The following is a 22,798-nucleotide window of genomic DNA, read 5'->3' on the forward strand; positions in this document are numbered from 1 at the left end:
CGCAGGGCGGCGGGGCAGCGCCCCCGAAACTGCTCAGAAATCAAGATCGGCGTAATGCGAAGGTGGCCTGAATCCGGGCACCTGATCCGCCAGTATCGACCGAAAGGCCGGGCGCGACTTGATCTTGGCATACCAGTCTTTGACCACCTGGCTGCGATTCCAGTCTACGTCGGATATATAGTCCAAAGACGACAGATGGGCAGCCGCGGCAAAATCCGCCAGCGTCATCTGATCCCCCGCCAGCCAGCGTCGGTGATCCAGAAGCCAGGCCATATAGTCGAGGTGGTATTTGATGGCGCGGGCACCATCCTTGACGTTCTTGCTGTCCGGATACCCTTGCCCCGTCACTTTCTTGTTGACCCGCTCGTAAAGCAGCTTCGAGGTTACTTCGTGGTGAAACTTGTCATCAAACCAGCCCACCAGTCGTCGCACCTCGAACCGGGCCTCGGGCGGCTTGGGCATCAATGACGGTTCAGGCCGGGTTTCCTCGATATACTCGCAAATCGCAGCGCTTTCAGCCATGACATGACCATCCAACCGAAGAACCGGAACCTTGCCCGCAGGGTTTCGGCGAAGAAAATCGGGATCTCCTTCCCAATAGCGCTCCTCGACAAGTTCGACTTCGATTTTCTTTTCCGCAAGTGACAATCGAACCTTGCGGCAATACGGAGACAGGGGAACGTGAAACAGGCGCGCCATGTAAATCCAATCGAACGAGTGACGGTGTCCCAGCAATAGCCTTGCTGGCCTTCTGGTTTCAATCCTCGAAGCAATCCGAGCGACCATCTGCGCGGATGGTGGCCGCACCGTCACGGATGGCTGCGGCCCGCCGTCGGACGCGCACAGATGGATCAGTCACCGACCTGCGCCGCGGGGACGGCAGGATTGCAGCAATCCGCGCTGCCTGCGTTTCTGACAACTCGGCTGCCGGAATACCAAAGTACTTCCGCGAGGCGGCCTCTACACCAAAAACGCCCTCTCCCATCTCTGCGACGTTCAAATAAACCTCTAATATACGGCGCTTGCTCCATAACAATTCGACGACAGGCGTGATCGAGGTTTCCATCGCCTTTCGAACCCAACTGCGCCCCTGCCAAAGAAACACGTTCTTGACCACCTGTTGTGAGATGGTTGACGCGCCGCGCTCGCTGCCTTGTTCGATCGCAGCCCTGATCGCGGTTACGTCGAACCCCCAATGCAGGCAGAAATTCGCATCCTCTGCCGCGACTGCCGAGCGGGCCATGACCGGCGCTATTTCATCCATCGCCACCCAATCGCGTTCGATTCTCCCTAAGCGCCGCCATTCTGCCCAGATCGTGTGGGTGACCGGTGGATTGACAATGGAGTAAAGTGCGACAAGCGCCACAATCAAACCAGCCACACCAGCAGCGACCAGGGCTGCAATACGCGTGACCCGACGCAACAGCCCCGTGCGCCCTCCCTGTCGTGAACCAACTTTCTTTTTGCCGCCTGTTTTGCGCGCTGCTTTCTTTGCCATGCCCCAGCTATAAAAGGGCTTGGCCGTCAGAAGAAAGCCCTAAATTGCGACCAATGCAGCCTCATACGCCTTCAGAACAGGGCGGGTGGCCAGAAACGCCTGGGAACTGACGTGATCTAGCTTGGGGAACAGAGCCAGAATCTCTGCCTGCGTTTTTCGGTCCGAGGCCGCCAGGGCATTTCCCGGGAAATAGCTCTCACTGGCCGCGCCATTGGCGAAGATCACTTCGTGTTGGGCGAAAAGCAGATGGATATAGTCCACATTCCCGCCTTCGACCCGAGTAACGGTTGTTCCGTTAACCATTGTATGCGCTGGTACAAGCACTTCCTTGTGACCAAAAAAATATGCGCTACGCCAATCTTTGATCACCATACGATGTTGGGGCGAAACCATCAGAGGACGAGTCAGACCAAGAATACCCGCTTCGAACCGGATCGGTGCAAGGGTTCCCTCGGCCATGACTTGCGTGCGTCCTATCCACAGTATTGGCTGATGGCCGTTGTCCGCCGTGACAACCAAATCGCCGGGCTGAAGGGCTTCGATGGCCTGTTCGCCGGTCGGTGTCATGATCATCGTCCCTGGCGTAAAGCACGCAGGCCCGAGGTCATCCGGGACAATGAGAGGACCTTGCGTTGTTACGAATGTCGAACTTACGAATGTCCCTTCTTGCAAAAGCTGCCCATCGGTGGGTGTGAAAACCCTAAGACCACCTGCAAGATAAAAGGTTGTGCCAGTATAGGTCACTTCGCCCACACCAGGGACATCGATTGTAACTGTATCACCCGGCCAGGATTGGATGACGTCAAAGCCATTGACGGAATCTTCGTTAAAGCGATCCACATCACCATCATCGTTTTGGTCGACAAGATCGTAAAATTGAACCTGCAAAGTCGATCCGACGTTCACAGGATTTGCCGGGTCCAGGATAAAAAACTGGTCTGAATATGTTGTGGCCATCCGCCGTTCCTAACTCGTAATTCTAACAATGCTACCTGAATACACGTCAAGCAGCCCAAATTGGGGTAACAACTGGTCGTTTTTTGGGAATTTCGCAAGATTTTGGCCGCTCTGCAACCGGCATCAATAAAATACCCTTACGCGCTTTTCCAACGCGTAAGGGAACATCATTTTAGTCGGCGGCTACTCGGCTGGAACGGCAGTCCGTTCGACACTCAACGGATAGGCCAGTTTGTCGAGCATCTCTTTTGGACAAACCTGTAGGAAGTTCGATTTTTCAACTTCCCAATGCTGCAGGATGTCCAAGGCCTTCCGGCTGCCGGTCTCCTGTGCATGCCGTTCGACTAGGCCCTTCAGTTGATTTTCCCAATGCTCTGCTTCCACCGGACATGTCACCAAAGTTTCTTTGTTCATCAATACTTTGGACTTACCCTCAGGGTCGTAGAGATACGCCATACCTCCGGTCATCCCGGCTCCGAAATTGGCCCCGATATCACCCAGAATGACTGCGACACCGCCCGTCATGTACTCACATCCGTTGGAACCGCAACCCTCAACAACAACGGTTGCGCCCGAGTTGCGAACTGCAAATCGCTCACCAGCGCGCCCGGCGGCGAAAAGGAAACCATCGGTTGCGCCATACAAAACAGTGTTTCCGATAATGGTGTTTTCATCGGCGTGCAGGGAGCTGATTTGTGGCGGGCGTACAACAATTATCCCACCCGACAGACCCTTTCCAACATAATCATTGGCGTCACCAGAGACTTCCAGCTTGAGACCCGGGGCCGCAAACGCGCCGAGCGACTGCCCAGCCGACCCTTGCAACTTGACGTGCAGGTGGTCCGGTTGGAAGGTGTTCCTCATGCCAAAATTCTGCACGATATGGCTGGATACACGTGTGCCTACAGTTCGATGCGTGTTTTGCACGGCGTAGGACAGTTGCATCTTTTCACCGTCCTTCAGGAATCGCGCCGCATCGCGCACAATTTCGGCGTCCAGCGTATCGGGAACCGAATTGCGCTCCTTGTCGCGGTTATAGACAATGTCATGAGCGCCATCGACTGTGATCAACAGTGGATTGAGATCCAGATCGTCGAGGTGCGCGGAACCCCGGCTGACCTGCGCCAACAGGTCGGCTCGCCCGATGATTTCGTCTACCGAGCGCGCACCAATTGAGGCAAGAATCTCCCTCACTTCCTGCGCATAGAAAGTGATAAGGTTTACCACCTTCTCCGCGCTTCCGTTGAACTTTGCCCGCAGGCTTTCGTCTTGCGTACACACACCAACAGGGCAGGTGTTCGACTGGCACTGTCGCACCATGATACAGCCCATCGCAATCAGCGCGGCGGTACCGATGCCGTATTCCTCGGCCCCCATCATCGCCGCCATAACGATGTCACGCCCAGTGCGCAGGCCACCGTCGGTCCGCAGGGTCACGCGGCCCCGCAGGTTGTTCATCGCCAGAACCTGATGCGCCTCGGTCAGGCCCATCTCCCACGGCAGACCAGCGTATTTGATCGAGGTCGCAGGCGATGCGCCCGTACCGCCATTGTGACCTGAAATAAGGATAATATCCGCTTTGGCCTTGGCCACACCAGCAGCAATCGTACCAACGCCCGAGGACGCCACCAGCTTGACCGTCACCTTGCAACGCGGGTTGATCTGTTTCAGGTCGTAGATCAGCTGCGCCAGATCCTCGATCGAATAGATATCGTGGTGCGGCGGCGGTGAGATCAGCGTCACGCCCTTGGTCGAATGGCGCAGGCGCGCAATCAGGTCGGTGACCTTCATACCCGGCAACTGACCACCTTCGCCGGGTTTTGCACCCTGAGCGACCTTGATCTCAAGCTCTTCACACTGGTTGAGGTATTCCGCGGTCACGCCAAACCGGCCCGAAGCCACCTGTTTGATCTTGGCCGAAGGGTTGTCGCCATTGGGTTCAGGCACGAAATGCGCCGGATCTTCGCCACCTTCGCCACTGTCGGATTTCGCACCGATACGGTTCATCGCCACGTTCAGTGTTTTATGCGCTTCTGGCGACAATGCACCCAGCGACATACCTGGCGTAACAAATCGTTTGCGGATCGAAGTGATCGATTCCACCTCTTCGATTGGCACCGGCTTGCCCAGCGGTTTGAAATCCATCAGATCGCGCAGATGAATTGGCGGATTCGACTGCATCTTGGCCGAATACTGCTTCCAAAGCTCATACGAAGCCTTGTTGCAGGCCATCTGCATCATATGCATCGAGGTCGCTTCCCACGCGTGGGTCTCACCCGATTTCCGCGCCTTGTAGAATCCACCGATGGGCAACACGTCCAGACCGCTGTCCCAACCCTTGGCGTTGATTTCTTCGGCCTTGGCCTGAATCCCCTTGATGCCGATACCCGAGATACGGCTGGTCATGCCTGGGAAGTACTCGGCGCACATTGCACGGCTCAGTCCCACTGCCTCAAAATTCAATCCGCCACGATAGGAAGACACAACCGAAATCCCCATCTTGGCCATGATCTTGAGCAGCCCCTGATCAATAGCCTCGCGATAGCGCGCAATGTTCTCGGTCAGGCTGCCTTCAAGCAGGCCACGCTCGATGCGATCGGAAATCGAATCCTCCGCCAGATAAGCGTTAACAACGGTCGCGCCGCAACCGATGAGCACCGCAAAATAGTGAGGATCGATGCATTCCGCCGAACGTACGTTCAGCGAGCAAAATGTACGCAAGCCCTTGCGAGTCAAATGCGAATGCACGGCACTGGTCGCCAGGATCATCGGCATCGCCACCTTGTCAGTGCCCGAGTGTTGGTCGGTCAACGCCAAATGTCCGGCGCCAGATCGCACCGCTTCTTCGGCCTCGGCCCTGATGCGGGTCAGCGCTGAACTTAATGCACCCGCTCCGGGTTCGAAGGTGCAGTCGATTTCGACTAGCGGGGCATTGAAATGGTCCGCCAACTTGTCCCATTGAGCGTTCCCGACAAAGGGGCTTTCCAGAACGATGATCTCGGTCTGGCTGCTGTCTTCGTCCAAAACGTTCTTCAGGTTGCCGAACCGGGTCTTAAGACTCATCACGCGGTATTCGCGCAGCGAGTCAATCGGCGGGTTGGTGACCTGGCTGAAGTTCTGACGGAAGAAGTGACTAAGCGGGCGGTACAATTTGGACAGAACCGCCGACGGGGTGTCGTCACCCATCGAGGCCAACGCCTCCTTGCCGTCTTCGGCCATCGGCGCAAGGATCTGTTCCAGCTCCTCGACGGTGTAGCCAGCCGCGATCTGGCGCTGGCGCAACTCCTGGCCTTTGAACAGCGCTTGTTCCACGACGCCCTTCAGTTCGTCTTCGAGGTTGTTGATCTTTCCGACCCAATCACCAAATGGCCGTGACGCCGCCAGCAGATCTTTCAACGCCTTGTCGTGATACAGCCGACCCTCGGCCATATCGACTGCGATCATCTGGCCTGGACCCAACGCGCCTTTCTGCACCACCGAAGCTTCGTCAATCGGCACCATCCCCGCTTCGGAACCTGCGATCAGCAAGCCATCGCCGGTGACCACATAGCGCATCGGGCGCAGGCCGTTTCGGTCCAGCCCACCGCAAACCCAGCGGCCATCGGTCATTGCCAGCGCGGCGGGGCCATCCCACGGCTCCATGACCGAGTTGCAATATGAATACATGTCGACCCAGGCCTGTGGCAGTTCAACCGCCTGCTTTGACCAGCTTTCCGGAACCAGCATGGTTTTGGCCATCGGCGCATTGCGGCCCGCCCGCACCATCACCTCGAACACGCAATCCAGCGCCGCCGAATCGGATGCCCCACCCGGGACGATCGGTTTGATATCCTCGGCCAGATCACCAAAGAAAGTACTCGCCATGCGGATCTCATGGCTCTTCATCCAGTTCAGGTTGCCCTTGAGTGTGTTGATCTCACCATTATGGGCCAACATGCGGAACGGCTGTGCCAGCCACCATTGGGGAAAAGTGTTGGTGGAATAGCGCTGGTGATAAATCGCAAAAGCGGATTCGAACCGTTCATCCAACAGATCGGGATAGAACACGGCCACTTGTTCGGCCAGCATCATGCCCTTGTAGATGATCGAGCGACAGCTCAACGATGCGATGTACAGACCCGATATTCCGGCGGCATTTGCAGCCTTCTCGATCCGGCGACGGATCACATAGAGCTCGCGCTCAAAGGTCTCTTCGTCCACCCCTTTTGAGTTCGACAGCAAAATCTGCTCGATCTCGGGTCGGGTCGCGTTGGCTTTTTCCCCAAGACACGACACATCGACGGGCACATGCCGCCAGCCATAGATCGAGTAACCCATCCGCAATACTTCGGTTTCCACGATGGTCCGGCAGCGTTCCTGGGCACCAAAGTCGGTGCGCGGCAGAAACACCTGACCTACAGCGACCAACTCATCCATGCGCGGCTTGTGGCCGGTGCGTTCGATCTGATCATAAAAGAACGGAACAGGGATTTGCACATGGATACCTGCGCCATCGCCAGTCTTGCCATCTGCGTCAACCGCACCTCGGTGCCACACGGCCTTGAGCGCTTTGATCCCGGCCTCTACAACTTTCCTGCTTTTCTTGCCGTCGATGGAAACCACAAGGCCCACACCGCAGGAAGAATGCTCTTCTTCCTCGGAATAGAGACCGTTATCGGCCATCCACTTGCGCTTTGCTTCTTCGGCCCGCACCCAATCGGCATCGTATTTGGTCATTGGCTGTCTCCTTGTTCCGACGGGGCGTACATGGCCATGACCTCTGCTTCTGTCATTTGCCGGCGTTCGCCTTCGAACGCATAACCCTCGGGCTTTTTGTCGATGAAAAGTTCGAGTTTCAGTGTATTGCCGCCAGCGTTATCGAAAAGCCCGGCAGCCATCTGTGTTTGTCCGTGCATTTCTCCGGGTGCTGTTAGGCGATACCACAGGGAAGAGCCGCACTCGTCGCAAAAAGCGCGTTCCGCCCAGTCTGACGACTTGTAGGTCTTTACCGGTCCCAGGGCGGCATACCCTGGCTCGGCTGGAAAGCTCATGTAGGCGCCGCTGCTCCACCGGCGGCACATATCGCAGTGGCAAGCGCCCAGTGTCTCTCGCGCGGGGGTCGCTGTAACCGTCACCGCGCCACACATGCATTGGCCTTGTAACTCGCTCATTCGGTTGATCCCGTTCTAGCTGGCCGTAGTTCAGCTCTATTCCGCAGCAACCGCGGCCTTAATGTTAAAACCCTCGATAATCGCGTTGGCACAGTCGCGACCATCTCGAATGGCCCAGACTACAAGCGAAGCGCCGCGAACGATGTCACCGACGGCGTAGACGCCGTCCATCTCGGTTGCGCCGGTCTGGAACGCAGCCTTGATCGTGCCCCAACGGGTCACGGGCAATTCGGGCTGGCCAAACAGCGTGGGCAGGTCTTCGGGCTCAAACCCCAATGCCTTGATCACCAGATCGGCATCTTCAACATAATCGGCGCCTTCGATCACTTCGGGTGCTTGCCGGCCCGAAGCGTCCGGTTGACCCAACCGCATCTTCTGAACCATTACGCCTGAAACCACATCGTCGCCGGTGAATCCCTTGGGCGCGCTCAGCCACTCAAACACCACGCCTTCTTCTTCAGCGTTTTGAACTTCGCGTTGCGACCCGGGCATGTTGGCGCGGTCGCGGCGATACAGGCATTTGACAGAGGTCGCACCCTGACGGATCGACGTGCGCACGCAATCCATTGCGGTATCACCACCCCCGATGACAACCACCCGCTTGCCATCGGCATTCAGGCGGCCGCTGTCGAAATCTTCGACCGAATCGCCAAAGCTTTTCCGGTTCGACGCCATCAGGAAATCAATCGCCTTTTCAATGCCCTGCAATCCGCTGCCCGGCATGGACAGATCGCGTGATTTATAGACGCCGGTCGCAATGATGATCGCGTCATGCGTTTCTTGGATTTCGGCGAACTTGGCTGCATCAACATCACAGTTCAGCACGAACTGTACCCCACTATCCTCAAGTAGTTTGTTGCGGCGCATCACCACGTTTTTTTCCAGCTTGAAGCCCGGAATGCCATAAGTCAGCAATCCGCCCGCGCGGTCATATCGGTCATAAACAGTCACCTGAATACCTGCCTTGCGCAGCATGTCAGCGGCGGCCATTCCGCCGGGACCCGCGCCGATGATACCGACGCTCTCAGTGCGCTCGACGCCCGGTTTTACCGGCTTGACCCAACCTTTTTCCCAGGCTGTGTCCGTGATGTATTTCTCGACCGAACCGATTGTAACCGTGCCGTGCCCGGATTGTTCGATCACGCAGTTGCCCTCGCACAGCCGATCTTGCGGGCAGATCCGGCCGCAGATTTCTGGGAACGTATTGGTGGCCTGACTGGTTTGATAAGCCTCTTCCAGTCTCCCCATTGCGGTCAAACGCAACCAATCGGGGATGTTGTTGTGAAGCGGGCAGTGGCTTTGGCAATACGGTACGCCGCACTGACTGCAGCGACTGGCCTGCTCCGCTGCTTTCTCGGCGGCATATTCCGCATAAATCTCGTTGAAGTCTTCCTTGCGAAGATCTGCAGCACGCTTTTGAGGCATGTCGCGTTCAATCTGCACAAATTTCAGCATCGGTTGCGTGGCCACGGGTAGACTCCATGATTTGGCTTGGTCGCGCCTGCATACGAAACCCCAATTGAAATTAAAAGTCAATTGTGCTGACCTAATATAGAATTTATTTTTATGCCAGTCAGCTTTTCACAATAGCGTACCCCATTATTAGGTCCGTTTCGGATATAATTGAGTTCTTTCCTTTTGATACAAGACACTTATACCAGTTGGGTCAATGCAGACGAAACAACAGCTGAGCAGCACAAATGAGTCTATTTCACTTGGTTCTGGTGGCGGTCATTCAGGGGATCACCGAGTTTCTGCCGGTTTCTTCGTCAGGGCACCTGATTTTGCTACCGAATCTGACCGGGCTTCAGGATCAGGGGCAGACCATAGATGTCGCCGTGCATGTCGGAACGTTGGGCGCAGTGGTCCTTTATTTTTGGTCTGACGTTAAGGTCGGCCTGGCTGGTCTGCCGCGCGCGCTTACTGGCAACACGGACACGGCAGGCTCAAGGCTTGCAATGGGATTAATCGTAGCGACTATTCCGACCGTTGTTGCCGGCGCGGTCCTGCATTTCACGGGTCTCAGCGGTGCGCTCCGGTCGACGGCGGTTATCGGCTGGACAATGTTGCTTTTTGGTCTGTTGCTTTACTTTGTTGACCAGAAAGGCCCGCAGGAAAAGAATGCCGCTGATTGGGGGCTGCGCGACGCTTTGATCATGGGCCTGTGGCAAACGCTGGCTTTGGTCCCAGGCACGTCCCGATCCGGCATCACCATCACCGGTGCCCGGCAATTGGGCTATGTACGCGCGGAAGGTGCCCGCATTGCAATGCTCATGTCCATTCCAACAATCATTGCTTCGGGGGTTTTGCTGGGGGCAGAGGTCGCAGCCGACGCCAATACTCAATTGGCCAGAGACGGCGCAATTGCTGCTGCGTTTGCCTTCCTTTCGGCGCTGTTGGCGTTGTCCCTGATGATGCGGTTTTTGCGCAGCACTACATTTACCCCATATGTGATTTATCGGGTCCTTTTGGGCACGGTGCTGTTGGCGATTGCCTATGTCTGATCAGACTTCCAGGTTCTTGGCCGAGTTCTGAATGTCGTCGTATTGCCCAGATGGGCGGAACTTCCACAGGTACTCCGGCAACACGGATTCCATCGGAGTCGGCTTTATGTCCAATTCCGCAAACCCGCGCGCGCCCTCGGAAACCACATTGTCGCGCCCCAGGTTCTTGAGCTGCTCGCGCGTCAGAATGTTGTTCGGAAACAGCTGAAAACTCACGAACTTGACGACATCCAGCAATCCGGCCATGATCCGTGCTGCCCAGAAAGGCAGTCCGATAACAATACGACGGCGATGAATTATCTCAAGCATTTGCACCATTAATTCGCGGAAACTTGCGGCTTCTGGACCACCCAACTCATAAACACCCGCTCCAGCCTGACCCAGCACGCCTTTAACCGCAGCATGCGCGACATCGTCGACATAGACCGGCTGAAACCGCGTATCCGCGCCGACCAATGGCAAGAACGGTCCCATCCTGGTCATAGCAGCAAACCGATTGAAGAACTGGTCTTCGGTTCCGAAAACAACCGAAGGACGCAAAACAACGGCATTTGGCATGTGGCGCAGAACGGCCTCTTCGCCTCTGGCCTTAGTTCTGGCGTATTCACTGTCCGAGTCCGCGTCCGCTCCGATGGCCGAAATATGAACCATTCGGGCCACACCCTGTTCGGCAGCGATACGGGCTACTCGTTCTGCGCCATCGATTTGAACCGCCTCGAAGCCGTTCTTTCCCATCTCGTTCAGAACACCAACGCAATTGACCACGGCATCCGCTCCGCTCATCGCCAAGGCAACCGACGCATCGTCCCGGATATTGCACAAAACCGGCTCGACCTGACCGACGGCGCCATAGGGTTTCACAAACATCGCCTCATTCGGGCGGCGGACCGCGACACGCACGCGCCACCCTTCGATTGCCATGCGCCGCGTGATGTAGCGGCCAACAAATCCCGATCCGCCGTAAATCGTGACCAGTTTTGACATAGAAGGGCTCCTGTTGTCTGGATCTTGATCCGATCTACCTTTCCTTCCCACATCAAACAAGGCGCAAAAACGCCGCGCGGCCACCATGACCAGGGTGGTTTCCAGTGTCTCGGAACTGCTTCGACCGATGGTGTCGAAAAAACTTTCAAAATTCGTTTCGAATCCCATTGACGCTGTTCGTCAGTCGGCTTAAACGCCCCCTCACGACACCTGCCCAGGTGGCGGAATTGGTAGACGCGCTAGCTTCAGGTGCTAGTGTCCGTATGGACGTGGAGGTTCGAGTCCTCTCCTGGGCACCATTTCTCTCCCCAATATTACTTATTACGATTTGTTTTCCAACGAAAACACTTACGGCAAATGACTTCCACCACCGAGGTTTGGGTTCTGTCGCAATCTTTGGTTCCACCTGTCAGACCGAGTGTCATTTTGGTACGCATGCTCCACATAACAGGAGCAGACCGAGACAATCTCATTCAAGGGTGCACACTTTCGGAAAGAAGTGATCGTGTACGCTGTTTTATTCGATCTCCGATACGGTGTGTCATATCGGGATCTGGAAGAAATCATGGCCGAACGTGGCGTTGAATGATGGCACACAAAGGGAGAGCAAACTCGATCTACGAGTGGCCCTGAAAATTGGGGCAGGTCACATCGACCAAATAGTCCCATAGGAATGCATGGCTGTTCTAGAGCGGCACACGTCGATCAGTTCAGTGTATTTGAGCAGCCTCATCTGACTGGTCGTATCCGTCCGATAAAGTCGCGTATCAATTTGGCGCGCGGTCTTGATGTTCTCTAAGCAGCCTTCTGAGTTGAATGGCGAACGAGCGGGCATTTTCAGCGCTCAGTCTTAGCGACGATTGTCGGGAGCTTGGCACATCGACTGAGCCGTCGAGGCTACGAGTAATGTAGCTCCAGTTGGGCGCGATGTTATCAAAACACAAAGCATCCCATGTTGCGGAGCCCGGTTCTATGATTTCGCCAAGATCGTCGCAAGCCTGTTCAATCAGATTGCTCCATACGGCTAGCTCTTGGAACAAGCAGCGCTCCCGGGCGAGGTTTGGGTTTGCAGCAATGCCAAGTTGTTCGCCCATGCAGGTGTAGTAAGGCACATCAAAACACTGGTGCTCCGCATGTTGATAATCAAACAAACAAGCGCTTAGCGCTTGCGTTTCTCGCTGACCTGCACTGTCAGCCCATGCAGGGTCCGCCAAGGTTACGCCCATGGTGAGCAAGCAAAGCAGTCTTACTATGCGCGCATACGGCATCGCTTCACATGCCTTGCTTGTACGACCAAGGCATCAATGCATCTGCCCCGTAGGAAAAGATCTGCCCAAATCCTTCGATTCTGTCCTCGATTCCCACGCGGCGCAGGCAACTCCAGAAATGAGCCTGATTGCTTGTCAATACAGGTTTTCCGGTTGCTTGTTCAATCTCTTCGATGACCTCCAGAGAGCGAATACCGCTGCATGACAGAAAAATTACGTCGGCGTCGGGTTGGTCAATCTCACAAGCGAACTTTTTCCAATAGGCCGGTGTCACCCTGCCGAAATCCAGTCCTTTCGCCAAGTTCAACCCCTGAATGTCCAACAGATCAAACCCTTTTCGGACAAGAAAGTCGGCCTCAACTGTGTTGATCTCGTCAAGATAGGGGGTGCCGACTACGATCCGTTTTGCCCCCAATGCTCTGAGGGCATCAACCACACCGGTTACCAAACACATGGGTTGCGCCCATGGCGCGCCTTTGCGGATTTCTGCAAACACCCGTTCCTCGCCATTCACGATAGAACCACTGGTGCAACAATAGCTAACAACGCTTGGCCGGACATCGGGTTGTAGCCGCGCCGCCGCTTCGGCCATGTGGTCAATGTGACGTGCAAGTGTTTCGTTGGTCGTATGATCCTCTGTCTTCAGGCGCGTGATATGAACGCCGACACCTGCCGGGGCCATCGCGAACAGATCGGCTTCGCAGGCCAGATCTGTGGACATGAGGATGAAACCCAGACTGGCGCGATGATGCCTGCCCAAATCCATTTCCGGCGTACGGGCCGCAGATTGGAAAAACGTGCCGGGAGTGTACATGGCTTGTTGTCTCGCTCAGATGATCGGCAGTTTCGATGGTGCGCGGGTTGTCAGCAATTCTGCCCCTGATGCACGGATTACGATGTTTTCTTCGTGCACCATGATTTGCCCATTGCCATAACCAAGCGAAGGTTCCAGCGTCAGCACCATGTTCTCTTCCAAAACGGTTTCGTCAAAGGCCGCGTGCGATGGCCACTCGGTCAGTTGCATCCCCAGACCGTGTCCCAAGCGCCCGACGTCCCCGCCCTGATCGTCCATCTCGCGAATGACCGACTGCATTGCATTGAACAAATCCCGGCAGGTCGCCCCGGGACGCGCAGCATCCATGCCGGCCTCGGTTGCGCGCCACAAGACATCATAGGCCTGGCGCGAGAGTTCGTCTGCCCGTCCAATGGCAAAATTCCTGTCGAAATCGCAGAAGTATCCATCCCAGGTTGAGCCGGTATCCAGCATCAGGATATCGCCTGTCTGCAAAGGCCGTGTTGAAGGCGGCGAAATAACGTCAGCGTACCCGTCCTGATCGGCGCCCCCGACAAGATAGGGAACATCATCGACACCCTGCAACAGCGCCTCGCGCCGGAAGGCGCGAAAGACGTCGTCCAGCGGCATATTTTCCTGTACGATCTCGGGCACCCGAGCGAATGTAGCCGAGGCTAGTTCACAAATATAGCTGAGCTTTTCAATCTCGGCCTCGCTTTTGACTATTCTCAGCTTGCGTATGAGGCTTGTTGCATCGCCGATTTTCAGGCCTGGCAGGCCACCCATCAACCGTTCAAAATCACCGAGAGGCATACGAAGATGTGTTTCGTGACCTTTCATGATGCCAATGGCCGCTTCTGACTTGGCCAACGGGGTCAAAAGGTCGGTCAACAAACTTATACCGTCGTCCCCCGGTGCAGGGGCGCTCCATGTACGGATGTCGTCGATCCACGTCGTTCGCATAAGGGCCGCCCCAATCTCGGGGATGACAGCGATTGGCTTGCCAGTGGCAGGAACGAAAAGGAACCACGGGCGGGTTGGGCTTTGCCAGAACAGGGTATGAAAACCACTGAAATACCGGACCTCAGGCTCGGTCGTGAGCAAAAGACCCTCTAGGCCTTGCCGCCCCATCAAGGCCTGCGCCTTGTTTGTCCGGATGGCAAACTCGTCGGAATCAAATCCACGCTTGGGTTGGTCACGCATCTTCGGTTTCCGCCATGATGGCTTGGAAGATCGCTGGGTCCGTTACTCCTTCGGACCCGATCAAAAGGACAGTCGAGCTGGCATCCAGACCAAGTTCACTCGACAGTGCAGAACTTTGGCGCGCGGCGATCAACGCGGCCAGCCCCGCCACGGCGCTTTCCCCCGCTTCGATTGCCGGGTCTTCACAAGGCGGGCGCGCCAAAAGACGAACTGTCGGCGCCACAATGCTGTCCGGGATCGTAATGAAATCCGACGCTTCTTCGGCAAGGATTTCCCATGCCATTTCAGAAGGCTCACCGCAAGACAAACCAGCCATAATGGTTTCTTCCGCGATTTGCACTGCTTTCGGCACCCCCGCGCGTGCACTTTCGAAAAGGCAAGCGGCCAGTTCTGGTTCGACAATGACGACGCGAGGCGAATGCTCGCCCCAGTACTGCCTCAGGCTGGCGGCGACCGAGGCCGCCAGGCCACCAACCCCACCTTGCAGAAATACATGTGTTGGCGGTGCCTCCAGAGCTTCGCAAAGCTCGCGCATCATGACGCCGTACCCAGCCATGACATCACGTGGAGGTTCGGAATATCCAGGCCAGGACGTGTCCGAGACCACGAACCAGCCGTTTTCCTCTGCTTCTTTTCGGGCCAGATCGACCGACGCGTCATAGTCACCGTCGATCCGGATCACCTGAGCACCGAAATCGCGCATCGCCTGCGCTCTGCCCTCGCTTACCTCGGCGTGGATATAGATACGACAAGGTGCGCCGAACCGCTGGCAGCCCCAGGCAAGAGAGCGGCCATGATTGCCGTCGGTAGCCGAAACCAAAGTGATAGCGGCGCAGTCATCTTTGAACTGCCCATTTCTTATGTCACCCAGAGTAACGTTGGTTCCTTTCAGCCGGGCCAGTTCCCGCTGAAGGACACGCATCGCGGCATAAGACCCGCCGAGAGCCTTGAAACTGCCCAATCCAAACCTCGGTCCTTCGTCTTTATAGTGAATGGAACCAACACCAATCTTTGCCGCCAGCCCCTTGAGCGAAATCAATGGTGTTGCCCGATACCCATCCCACTGCGTGATTTCGTCGACCGCGCGCGCAAAATCCTGCTTGGAAATGACACGCAATCCGGCATCACCCTGTCTACGCGCCGTAGAATGGTAGCCCAGTTCAGCTGTCAGAAACTCTCTCATCATCGTTCAGTCTTTCTGTCTTGCAGGCAACCGGTGTCGTACCAATTCCGCCCAAAAGCGCGCTCCGATTGGTAGCAACGCATCGTTGAAGTCATAGTCATCAGAATGAAGCGGTTGACCATTGGGGCCACTCTCACCATTTCCCAACAGCATGAAGCAACCGGGCACAGCAGAGGCGAAGTGCGCAAAGTCCTCGGAAAAGCTCATTGGTGTTCTATCTGGAATCGTTTCCATCCCAAGTTTTTGCGCCACTTGCACCACAGCGTTTGTAGGTTCGGGCGCGTTGAAAGTTTCAACGAAATCGGTGTCAAAGGACATTTCGACGGAAACACTATGCGCTGCTGCGATCCCTTCGACAATTTGGCGCATGAAACCCGCGATTGCTTTGCGATCCTCTGGAGCTCGGGTTCGCACATCGCCCTTCAGAACTGCGTTGCCGGGCAGGACATTGCGCTGACCATCGGTTATGAACTCGGTCACGGAAACGACCGCGCCCGCCCCGGGCGCCATTTTACGTGAGACGATGGTCTGCATCGCCTGCACTATCTCGACGCCGACCACAATTGCATCCACACCCACCTGCGGCATCGACGCGTGGCCGCCCTGACCTCGGATCTTGATTTCAAACAGGCTTTCGCTGCTGCAGATTAAACCGGAACGGGTAGACAATTGGCCAACAGGAGCACCCGGTAGATTGTGGATTGCATAGATCTCTTCGATGGGGAAGCGTTCTAAAACCCCTTCTGCGATCATTTTTTTTGCGCCAAGGCCATGTTCTTCGTTCGGTTGGAACAGAAAGACCACAGTGCCGTCAAATTCGGCGTCGCCTGCCAGTAGCTCGGCCGCCCCAAGAAGCATCGCCATATGACCATCATGACCGCATGCGTGCATCACGCCTTCTGTCAGGGAAGGGTAACTATGGGTCGACCGTTCGGTGATCGGCAGGGCATCCATATCGGCGCGCAAACCTATGGCGCGATTGCCGGTTCCACTTTTTAGAACGCCTACTACGCCGGAGCCGGGATGCACCTCGATCCCCAGTTTCTTCAAATGATCCGCGACAAATGCTTTGGTTTTGGTTTCGTGAAAACCAAGCTCAGGGTGCCGATGCAAATGACGCCGGACTACCTTAGACCGCTGATGAAAATCCGACATATAGCCCTCCTTGCGAGCTACAAATTAGTCGCATTACTAGGGTTTTGGGCGTTGAAAATCCTCAGGACCGTACGAAATTTATTGCCTTTTTATTGTTATTGTACTTTTTTAGTAAGAATGGATGACAAGGACCTCAGCATCTTAAAGTTGGTTCAGGCCGACGCTAGGTTGACCGCCGAAGCAATCAGTCAAGACGTCGGTCTTTCGCCCCCGGCAGTGCAGAAACGCCTGAAACGATTGAGAGATTCCGGCGTTATCGAACGTGATATCGCCGTACTTTCACCTGCAAAGGTCGGCCGCGAATTGACTGTTATCGTCGACGTGATACTGGAGAGAGAAAGTCGCGCGCATCTGGATGCGTTCAAGCGAAAGATGCGGAATACGCCGTTGGTACAACAATGTTATTACACAACTGGGGAAGCCGACTTCATACTCATCCTGGCCGTCAAGGACATCAAGGAATACGAAGTGTTCACTCAGGAGCACTTCTTTGATGAATCTAATATCAGCCGCTTCAAGACGTCTGTCGTCATGGACAGGGTCAAGGTCTCGCTTGACGTTCTTTGAGTTGGGAAAAAGCCAGAAACGAAAGAAGCTGGCATCCCAAAATGCCAGCTTCTTCAGAGTGAGTGGTTCGGCGCTTTGCCGGACCGGGGAAATTCTATTGATAACATTAGGCTAAAGCCCACCTTTCTGATATTAGGGGTTTCCCGTAGGATCGGGATTTTTTGCATTTCCTAAACGCGAAAATGCGTGCAAAAAAGGCCGGTCCAAAGACCGGCCCATGAAATATTCGATTTGAGAGTGGTTAGTTCGATGCTGCGTTCAGCTTTTCGTTTTGCTCACGCAGGCTGTCCGAAATGATCGCGTACCACTCTCCGGACTCGCGCATTTCGTTCAGACCCTTGTTCATCATGGCAATATACTCACGCGCGAACGGGTTAGTGCGATGAGCAAGGAAGCTCATCGACGACAAAGTGGATACATACGGGTTCTCAACGATGTCAGCCGAGGTCAAACCCATGTCGCTCATCGTCGATGCGAACAGATCAACTTCAAAGGCTGCTACATCTGCTGTACCAGTCAATACGGCATCAAGGCAGTCGCGAGCCGAATTGGGCTGAATCACGGTCGTGTTTTCGCGGTTCAGTCCCTGTTCTTCCAACACCACCATACTCCAACCAGCCATACGGCATATGGTTGCTCCTTTTAAGTCTGCAAAGTCTGTTGCACTTGCGTACTGGCTTTCTGGTAAAGTATAGAAGCCGCCGACGATGTCATATACTGGAACAGAAGCGACAAATTGCGTACAACGTGCTTCCGTTTCCGCAGACCACTCATATGAGCGGTTGGTGCAATCCGGTACGGTCCACGCGATTGAAATATCAAATGCACCGAGCGGTAAGAGGGTGTCCAGATGCGCGCTCCAGTCATCCACGAAGCTGACTGAATAGTCGCGGCTATTGCCAGCACGCTGAAGGCTGGTCGTTGCCAGACGGGTCATGATGCCACCTCCGCTCAAGGCTTCAGTCGTGAATGGTTCCCATCCGTTGCCCGCCACCATCTTGATCGGCGGCGCGTAGACATTCGAGCGCTTGACGCTTGCTGCACGCTTTTCTTCTGCCGCGATCAACTCCTGTGCGCTCTGGCCATTGGGCAGACTGCCGTCCTCACAAGGCAAGGCCAGCACCAGACCTGATTTCAGGTCGCCAGGGTTGTCGATCGCGTTCCGGTTAGCGTTAAAGATCGGCTGATAGTTAGAAGTTCCATATGCCGCGATCGAGATCGTAGCCAGAGTGTCGCCATCCGCAACCGTGTAGTTGCTACACGCTTCTTGAGCACTGGCCGCCCCAGCAGCAAGTGTGATTGTGGCAACCGCTGTAAGCGCAACGTGTTTGAGATTTACTGCGAACATTTTCTTCCTCCGAGTTGTTCCAAAATCAGGCCTCAGCCGTTTTCCATTTGATAACGCAGGGCAGTCGACACGATATCGCGCCACTCACCCGATTGCTGCATAATCGCCAACCCTTCATTCAGGGTATCAAGAATTGCCCCGCCGTCAGGATTGTCCACATGTGTCATCACGTTCAACGATTTGATCGCCGCCAAGTTCGGATTTTCGATGACTTGGTGTTCATATCCTAGTCGCGCGATTGCCTCCTCGGCCAAGTGGGCTTCAATTGCGACTAGATCCGCTCGACCACCCATTACGGCATGAAAGCATTCGTCCGGCGAGACCGGCCGATACAACGTGATCACCGGCTCATAGAGACCGACGGCATCCATATGGGACAGTGACCAACCTTCCGGGCGACAAATCGTGGTGCCCGCGAAATCGGCATAGGTTCGCGTGGTTTCGAGCCCAGATCCTTCCTGAGCAAAGAACGTGTCCACAACTTCGTAGAACGGGTTGGAGAAGTTGTAAGTCTCACAACGCACACGGTCTTTTTCAGACAATGCCTCGGCCTCTTCGCAGTTTGGACGGGACCAAGGGAAAGTTGCATCAAATGCCAAAGTCGGCATCAGCAGATCCAGGTGCGAGCTCCAATCATTGACAAACTGAATCTTGTACCCCTGTTCCGGCGCCGCGCGCAAAAATGCGGTTTCCACCAGTTTGGTATACAAGCCACGATTCGGCAGGTTTTCATCGGTAAACGGCGCGTAGTCGCCGCCGGTAATCAACAGCAACTGACGGTCGCGGATCGCAGGGCGCTCATCCGAAGATGCATTTCTAATCAATGCGGCCCCTTCGGAACGAGCAGCTTCAATTTCGCGCTTCGCGGCCGCCTTGGCTTCTTTCACAGCCTTTTCGCTTGCCTTCTTCGCCTCCGCCTTGGCTGCAGTAACACGAGCTTCGGCCTCGGCTATGGCCTTTTCCGCGCGGCTTTCCGCAGCACGAACCAGTTCCGCCGCCATTTCCGCCGCCAACCGTTCTGCTTCCGTTTCTGGTTCTGCGGGCTGTTGCGCTGCCTGGGCGGAAACGCAAGGAATTCTTAAAACGGCGCCAACTTGAATTATGTTCGGATTGTTCCCGATCTCTTCCCGGTTAGCATCATAGATGTCCCGGTAGTCGTAGGTGCCGAAAGCCCGCATGGAGATCTCGCGCAGGCTGTCGCCGCGCTGAACGGAATAGACCGAGCAGGCCTCTTGTGCAGCGGCGGACCCCGCTGCGGCGGATAACGCAAGGCTGGATGCAATCAGATACTTTTTCATGGTCCCTGTATTCATTTCTGTGCTCTGTTGGTTTCAGACGTTTACGGGTTTCACCACTGCAATCGATATATTGTCCTGATCAGGATCACCTAGCGCGCGCAAAGCCTGCAAGAGCGTATCGGCAATCTCCTGAGAAGGAGCGTCACTCTGAGAAATCAAAATGTTGCGGATGGCGTTGTTTTCGAGAAACTGTAATCCGTCACTGGCCGCTATGAGGATATCCCCTTTCATCAGTTCGACGGGCCTTTCAGGGCAATCTACCTTTGGAATCGGGGCCCCCATAATCACGGAAGTCAACTGGTTCCGATCCGGATGAGCACGCGCCTCTTCCTTGGTCATCAAGCCGTCTTCGACCTTGGAATCGATAATTGGCGCTAACGAATGGTCTTCGTTAATTTGCAACAGGCTGCCATCCCGGAAAAGAAACAACGGGCTATCCCCAATCGAGATCCAGAACAAGCGGCTGTCAAGCATGAGCGCGCCCAAGAGGGTTGAACCCATGACAAAGGAGTTGTCATGCTCTTCCACATGCCCCGATACCGCAGCATTGGCTTGCATCGCCGCCATTGGCAATGCGTCCAGCAACATCGATTCAGTTGTTTTATCGTGTTCAAGATGCCCGTCTAGAACATCCCGCCATGCCGAAATCACAAGCTCGGACGCGACATCGCCTGCGTCATGTCCACCCATCCCGTCAGCAACAACGACGTAAGCGGCATTCATTGTATCGAAGAAACGAGCGGCAATCGCGTCTTCTTGCGTTTCGCGCTGCCCTTTGTCCGTCAACAAAGCGATGTCATATACTGGAGACACCAGCATTCGTCAGTTGTCCCGCCAATCGAAATCGTCGCCGCAGAACGCAACGAAACGTATACTGGTTTCGCTGATCCTGATCGTATCACCACTGGACAGTGGTACGGTGCTCAGCACTGGGCCACCATTGAGCCGGACGAGATTCGCCTTGCCACCATGTCCCAAATAGCATTTGCGGTCTTCCGGATCATAGGCAATCACGGCGTGATTGCTACGCGAAATACCATGATCGCCGAAATCCAGTTGAATCGCTTGATCATCGTTCCGTCCAATCTGCATCAAACCTTCAGTTAGTGCGATGCTGGTTCCCCGCCCGGGTCCCGTAGTGATCACCAGCCATCCGACCGGGAACTCTGCCTGCTTGGAAGGAGTTACCTCGACAGGTCTGGCCTCCATCAAATCCTGCACATGTGTATCAGGGCGCTCGAAACCCAGGAACGTCGTCTTGACCCGCTCGCGCCGATTCTGAGTGGATTCAGGGGCGGCTTGGGCCGCTTGCAACTCTTCCTCGATCTGTGTCGCAGATGCTTCGTTCTCGACGGCTGCTTCTTGCTCAGCTACCGGCGCCCGAGAGGCAGTTTCAGATTGTCCAGATTCTTCAATCGTCAAAGGTGCCTCTTCTGCCGGAGTCAGCCGGAGTGTAACAACCTGCTCTTCGGTCTCATCCTCTTCAGGTTGAAATGTGAATTCATCGGATTCTGGGATCTCATTGGACGATTCAACAAGCTCTTCTGTGTCATGGTTGCCGTGCTCAACGTCCGCGTCCGCTTCGAATTCCGGCATTTTTTCTTCGGGTATCAGCTCCTCAGTCTCTTCGTAAGGCTCCTCGCGTGTTGTGTTTCCAGCAAGCGCCCGACGCAGCGCGTTCAAGTCTGCTATCGGCTCTGGTGTTTCGGTATCCTCCGTCGCACTTTCAATGCTTTCTTTCGACTTGCCGGCACCTTCGAGAAGCCGACTCAGGGGGCTTTTGTATTTGAACATGGCGACGACCTTCCGCATTTCTGACATCAGAACCGAAGTTCCATTTGGGTTTCACATTCCACCTGAGCCCAAGACCCAAGCAGCCAAGTTTTTCTAACTAATTCAACTTATTACTATCTGCATCAGGGCCAAGTTCGATCGAGAAGCGCACAACCAATCCCACGAAAACGCTCTGGCAGAACAGATTCACACTGACCGATCACTCTCTGGCGAGTTGCATCACAACCTCTTTTTCAGCTCCGTCTCTGAGAACGATCAGACGAGCTTCGAACTGATCATCCGCCACGAGAAGCTCCAGGGCATTATCCAGACTCTCCAAATCGCCGATAACCTCACCGGTGATCGCTTCGCGAACGATCACGTCGCTTACCTTCAAATCTGGCGCCGCCTCGGCGCTCTCTGCGGTAACGATTGTCTGCCACCCTTCATTTCCGTCGGCTCGCACCACAAGGCCCAAACCATTGGCCAAGCCGAGCACACGCAGCGCGGGCAGGGCAAGCAGCCCATTGTTGGCCCGCGTCCTGCCCAATTCACGATAGCGGGCGACGACTCGAATATATCCGTCAGAATCCACATTGAGATCGTCGAGAACTTGAGAGGCAAACGAGCGACCATCGGGGATCTGTTCTCCATTGATCGTGAAAATGACTGTGCCCTGTGTGACCCAGTCACCAATGACCGTCATGTCGGTGCTTGGATCAAGTCCAGTAACGGCGATGACATTTCCATTCGAAGCCCGGCGAATACTGGTCTCGAACGGGATTTCCACGTCCCAATGTGAGAAGGCGACTTGGTTGTCCAACAAATTGGTCTGCTCCGACACAGACCCAGGCGGTGACGCGGCTGTCTCGGGTTGCGTTGTTTCTTCCGCACGCTCGGGTTCGACGACCGGCGTTCTCGCCGAGATAATCTCGTCAGCATTTGCGGCCTCTGTTGCCGTCGCTTCGGAGGCCAATTGGTCGGCGGTCGCTTCTTCGGAAACTGATGCTTCGGCCAACTCGGCTTCATCAACCGCTGCCGCCGGTGGAGTATTTGGTTCAATAACTTCGTCTTGTACCGGTGCAACAATAGAAGTTTCGGCGTTTTCAGGTTCCGG

18 protein-coding genes, 1 tRNA gene and 1 pseudogene are annotated in these 22,798 nt (G+C 55.3%); 3 read left to right on the forward strand and 17 right to left on the reverse strand.

All coding sequences use genetic code 11. The annotated features are described in order from the left end of the window. Positions 1-33: 33 nt before the first annotated feature. The 6 genes from fzlA to AC2FNB_RS08785 form a co-directional block, all read right to left on the reverse strand. Entirely contained in the window at positions 34-699 is a 666-nt protein-coding gene (fzlA, locus tag AC2FNB_RS08760) for an FtsZ-binding protein FzlA (protein WP_480749058.1), read from the reverse strand. A 58-nt stretch (positions 700-757) separates the two neighbouring features. Then, positions 758-1,498, reverse strand: coding sequence for a monofunctional biosynthetic peptidoglycan transglycosylase (gene mtgA / locus AC2FNB_RS08765; RefSeq protein WP_480749060.1), 741 nt, complete (start codon positions 1,496-1,498; stop codon positions 758-760). 39 nt (positions 1,499-1,537) lie between these two features. Next, positions 1,538-2,455 carry a Hint domain-containing protein gene (locus tag AC2FNB_RS08770; protein ID WP_496745734.1) on the reverse strand — a complete coding sequence of 306 codons (918 nt, stop codon included), beginning with the start codon at positions 2,453-2,455 and terminating at the stop codon, positions 1,538-1,540. A gap of 183 nt (positions 2,456-2,638) precedes the next feature. Continuing rightward, positions 2,639-7,171 carry a glutamate synthase large subunit gene (gene gltB / locus AC2FNB_RS08775; protein WP_496745736.1) on the reverse strand — a complete coding sequence of 1,511 codons (4,533 nt, stop codon included), beginning with the start codon at positions 7,169-7,171 and terminating at the stop codon, positions 2,639-2,641. Further along, positions 7,168-7,605, reverse strand: coding sequence for a GFA family protein (locus tag AC2FNB_RS08780; protein ID WP_496745738.1), 438 nt, complete (start codon positions 7,603-7,605; stop codon positions 7,168-7,170). The genes gltB and AC2FNB_RS08780 overlap by 4 nt, the downstream gene beginning before the upstream one ends. Before the next feature lie 36 nt (positions 7,606-7,641). Then, on the reverse strand, positions 7,642-9,075 hold the full coding sequence (locus AC2FNB_RS08785) for an NAD(P)-dependent oxidoreductase (RefSeq protein ID WP_496745740.1): 1,434 nt from the start codon (positions 9,073-9,075) through the stop codon (positions 7,642-7,644). A gap of 230 nt (positions 9,076-9,305) precedes the next feature. Between AC2FNB_RS08785 and AC2FNB_RS08790 the strand changes: the two genes are divergently transcribed. Further along, positions 9,306-10,109 (forward strand): undecaprenyl-diphosphate phosphatase, encoded by an 804-nt coding sequence (locus tag AC2FNB_RS08790; protein ID WP_480749065.1) that lies wholly within the window; start codon positions 9,306-9,308, stop codon positions 10,107-10,109. Here the strand turns inward: AC2FNB_RS08790 and AC2FNB_RS08795 are convergent, their stop codons facing one another. Next, positions 10,110-11,093, reverse strand: coding sequence for a complex I NDUFA9 subunit family protein (locus AC2FNB_RS08795; RefSeq protein ID WP_496745742.1), 984 nt, complete (start codon positions 11,091-11,093; stop codon positions 10,110-10,112). 212 nt (positions 11,094-11,305) lie between these two features. On the opposite strand from AC2FNB_RS08795, the gene AC2FNB_RS08800 reads away from it, so the two are divergent. Continuing rightward, positions 11,306-11,392: transfer RNA gene (locus tag AC2FNB_RS08800), tRNA-Leu, on the forward strand. A gap of 468 nt (positions 11,393-11,860) precedes the next feature. Here AC2FNB_RS08800 and AC2FNB_RS08805 read toward each other — a convergent pair. The 5 genes from AC2FNB_RS08805 to AC2FNB_RS08825 are packed head-to-tail and all read right to left on the reverse strand — an operon-like array spanning position 11,861 to position 16,695. Beyond that, complete coding sequence (locus AC2FNB_RS08805) at positions 11,861-12,307, reverse strand: hypothetical protein (protein ID WP_496745744.1); 447 nt, start codon at positions 12,305-12,307, stop codon at positions 11,861-11,863. Between the two features lie 58 nt (positions 12,308-12,365). Beyond that, complete coding sequence (locus AC2FNB_RS08810; RefSeq protein ID WP_496745746.1) at positions 12,366-13,175, reverse strand: maleate cis-trans isomerase family protein; 810 nt, start codon at positions 13,173-13,175, stop codon at positions 12,366-12,368. 15 nt (positions 13,176-13,190) lie between these two features. Beyond that, a complete protein-coding gene (locus AC2FNB_RS08815) occupies positions 13,191-14,357 on the reverse strand; it encodes a M24 family metallopeptidase (protein ID WP_496745748.1) in 1,167 nt (388 codons plus the stop codon). Further along, complete coding sequence (locus AC2FNB_RS08820; RefSeq protein ID WP_496745750.1) at positions 14,350-15,543, reverse strand: diaminopropionate ammonia-lyase; 1,194 nt, start codon at positions 15,541-15,543, stop codon at positions 14,350-14,352. Before AC2FNB_RS08820 ends, AC2FNB_RS08815 begins: the two co-directional genes overlap by 8 nt. A gap of 3 nt (positions 15,544-15,546) precedes the next feature. After that, complete coding sequence (locus AC2FNB_RS08825) at positions 15,547-16,695, reverse strand: amidohydrolase (RefSeq protein WP_496745752.1); 1,149 nt, start codon at positions 16,693-16,695, stop codon at positions 15,547-15,549. Positions 16,696-16,812: 117 nt separating this feature from the next. Between AC2FNB_RS08825 and AC2FNB_RS08830 the strand changes: the two genes are divergently transcribed. Next, the gene (locus AC2FNB_RS08830; RefSeq protein WP_480751692.1) at positions 16,813-17,262 is read left to right on the forward strand and encodes an Lrp/AsnC family transcriptional regulator; all 450 of its coding nucleotides are present in this window, start codon (positions 16,813-16,815) and stop codon (positions 17,260-17,262) included. A 241-nt stretch (positions 17,263-17,503) separates the two neighbouring features. Here AC2FNB_RS08830 and AC2FNB_RS08835 read toward each other — a convergent pair whose 3' ends face one another. The 5 genes and pseudogenes from AC2FNB_RS08835 to AC2FNB_RS08855 form a co-directional block, all read right to left on the reverse strand. Further along, positions 17,504-18,610 (reverse strand): peptidoglycan-binding protein LysM, encoded by a 1,107-nt coding sequence (locus tag AC2FNB_RS08835; protein WP_480751690.1) that lies wholly within the window; start codon positions 18,608-18,610, stop codon positions 17,504-17,506. A gap of 32 nt (positions 18,611-18,642) precedes the next feature. Then, positions 18,643-19,908 carry a LysM peptidoglycan-binding domain-containing protein gene (locus tag AC2FNB_RS08840; protein ID WP_480751689.1) on the reverse strand — a complete coding sequence of 422 codons (1,266 nt, stop codon included), beginning with the start codon at positions 19,906-19,908 and terminating at the stop codon, positions 18,643-18,645. Between the two features lie 33 nt (positions 19,909-19,941). Next, positions 19,942-20,727, reverse strand: coding sequence for a PP2C family protein-serine/threonine phosphatase (locus AC2FNB_RS08845; protein ID WP_480751688.1), 786 nt, complete (start codon positions 20,725-20,727; stop codon positions 19,942-19,944). Positions 20,728-20,730: 3 nt separating this feature from the next. After that, positions 20,731-21,702: an FHA domain-containing protein gene (locus AC2FNB_RS08850; RefSeq protein WP_496745755.1), complete on the reverse strand. Its 972-nt coding sequence runs from the start codon at positions 21,700-21,702 to the stop codon at positions 20,731-20,733. A gap of 199 nt (positions 21,703-21,901) precedes the next feature. After that, positions 21,902-22,798, reverse strand: a pseudogene (locus AC2FNB_RS08855) (serine/threonine protein kinase); the annotation flags it as partial.

The organism is Ruegeria sp. BHSB058 (assembly GCF_059613285.1).

What these genes read in the sequence shown, in the direction of transcription:
- AC2FNB_RS08810 (WP_496745746.1), bottom strand. Translation starts at nt 13,175, where the DNA reads ATGTACACTCCCGGCACGTTTTTCCAATCTGCGGCCCGTACGCCGGAA.
- AC2FNB_RS08820 (WP_496745750.1), bottom strand. Translation starts at nt 15,543, where the DNA reads ATGATGAGAGAGTTTCTGACAGCTGAACTGGGCTACCATTCTACGGCG.
- AC2FNB_RS08815 (WP_496745748.1), bottom strand. Translation starts at nt 14,357, where the DNA reads ATGCGTGACCAACCCAAGCGTGGATTTGATTCCGACGAGTTTGCCATC.
- AC2FNB_RS08780 (WP_496745738.1), bottom strand. Translation starts at nt 7,605, where the DNA reads ATGAGCGAGTTACAAGGCCAATGCATGTGTGGCGCGGTGACGGTTACA.
- gltB (WP_496745736.1), bottom strand. Translation starts at nt 7,171, where the DNA reads ATGACCAAATACGATGCCGATTGGGTGCGGGCCGAAGAAGCAAAGCGC.
- AC2FNB_RS08790 (WP_480749065.1), top strand. Translation starts at nt 9,306, where the DNA reads ATGAGTCTATTTCACTTGGTTCTGGTGGCGGTCATTCAGGGGATCACC.
- AC2FNB_RS08770 (WP_496745734.1), bottom strand. Translation starts at nt 2,455, where the DNA reads ATGGCCACAACATATTCAGACCAGTTTTTTATCCTGGACCCGGCAAAT.
- AC2FNB_RS08845 (WP_480751688.1), bottom strand. Translation starts at nt 20,727, where the DNA reads ATGCTGGTGTCTCCAGTATATGACATCGCTTTGTTGACGGACAAAGGG.
- AC2FNB_RS08830 (WP_480751692.1), top strand. Translation starts at nt 16,813, where the DNA reads ATGGATGACAAGGACCTCAGCATCTTAAAGTTGGTTCAGGCCGACGCT.
- mtgA (WP_480749060.1), bottom strand. Translation starts at nt 1,498, where the DNA reads ATGGCAAAGAAAGCAGCGCGCAAAACAGGCGGCAAAAAGAAAGTTGGT.
- AC2FNB_RS08840 (WP_480751689.1), bottom strand. Translation starts at nt 19,908, where the DNA reads ATGAAAAAGTATCTGATTGCATCCAGCCTTGCGTTATCCGCCGCAGCG.
- AC2FNB_RS08835 (WP_480751690.1), bottom strand. Translation starts at nt 18,610, where the DNA reads ATGTTCGCAGTAAATCTCAAACACGTTGCGCTTACAGCGGTTGCCACA.
- AC2FNB_RS08795 (WP_496745742.1), bottom strand. Translation starts at nt 11,093, where the DNA reads ATGTCAAAACTGGTCACGATTTACGGCGGATCGGGATTTGTTGGCCGC.
- AC2FNB_RS08825 (WP_496745752.1), bottom strand. Translation starts at nt 16,695, where the DNA reads ATGTCGGATTTTCATCAGCGGTCTAAGGTAGTCCGGCGTCATTTGCAT.
- AC2FNB_RS08850 (WP_496745755.1), bottom strand. Translation starts at nt 21,702, where the DNA reads ATGTTCAAATACAAAAGCCCCCTGAGTCGGCTTCTCGAAGGTGCCGGC.
- fzlA (WP_480749058.1), bottom strand. Translation starts at nt 699, where the DNA reads ATGGCGCGCCTGTTTCACGTTCCCCTGTCTCCGTATTGCCGCAAGGTT.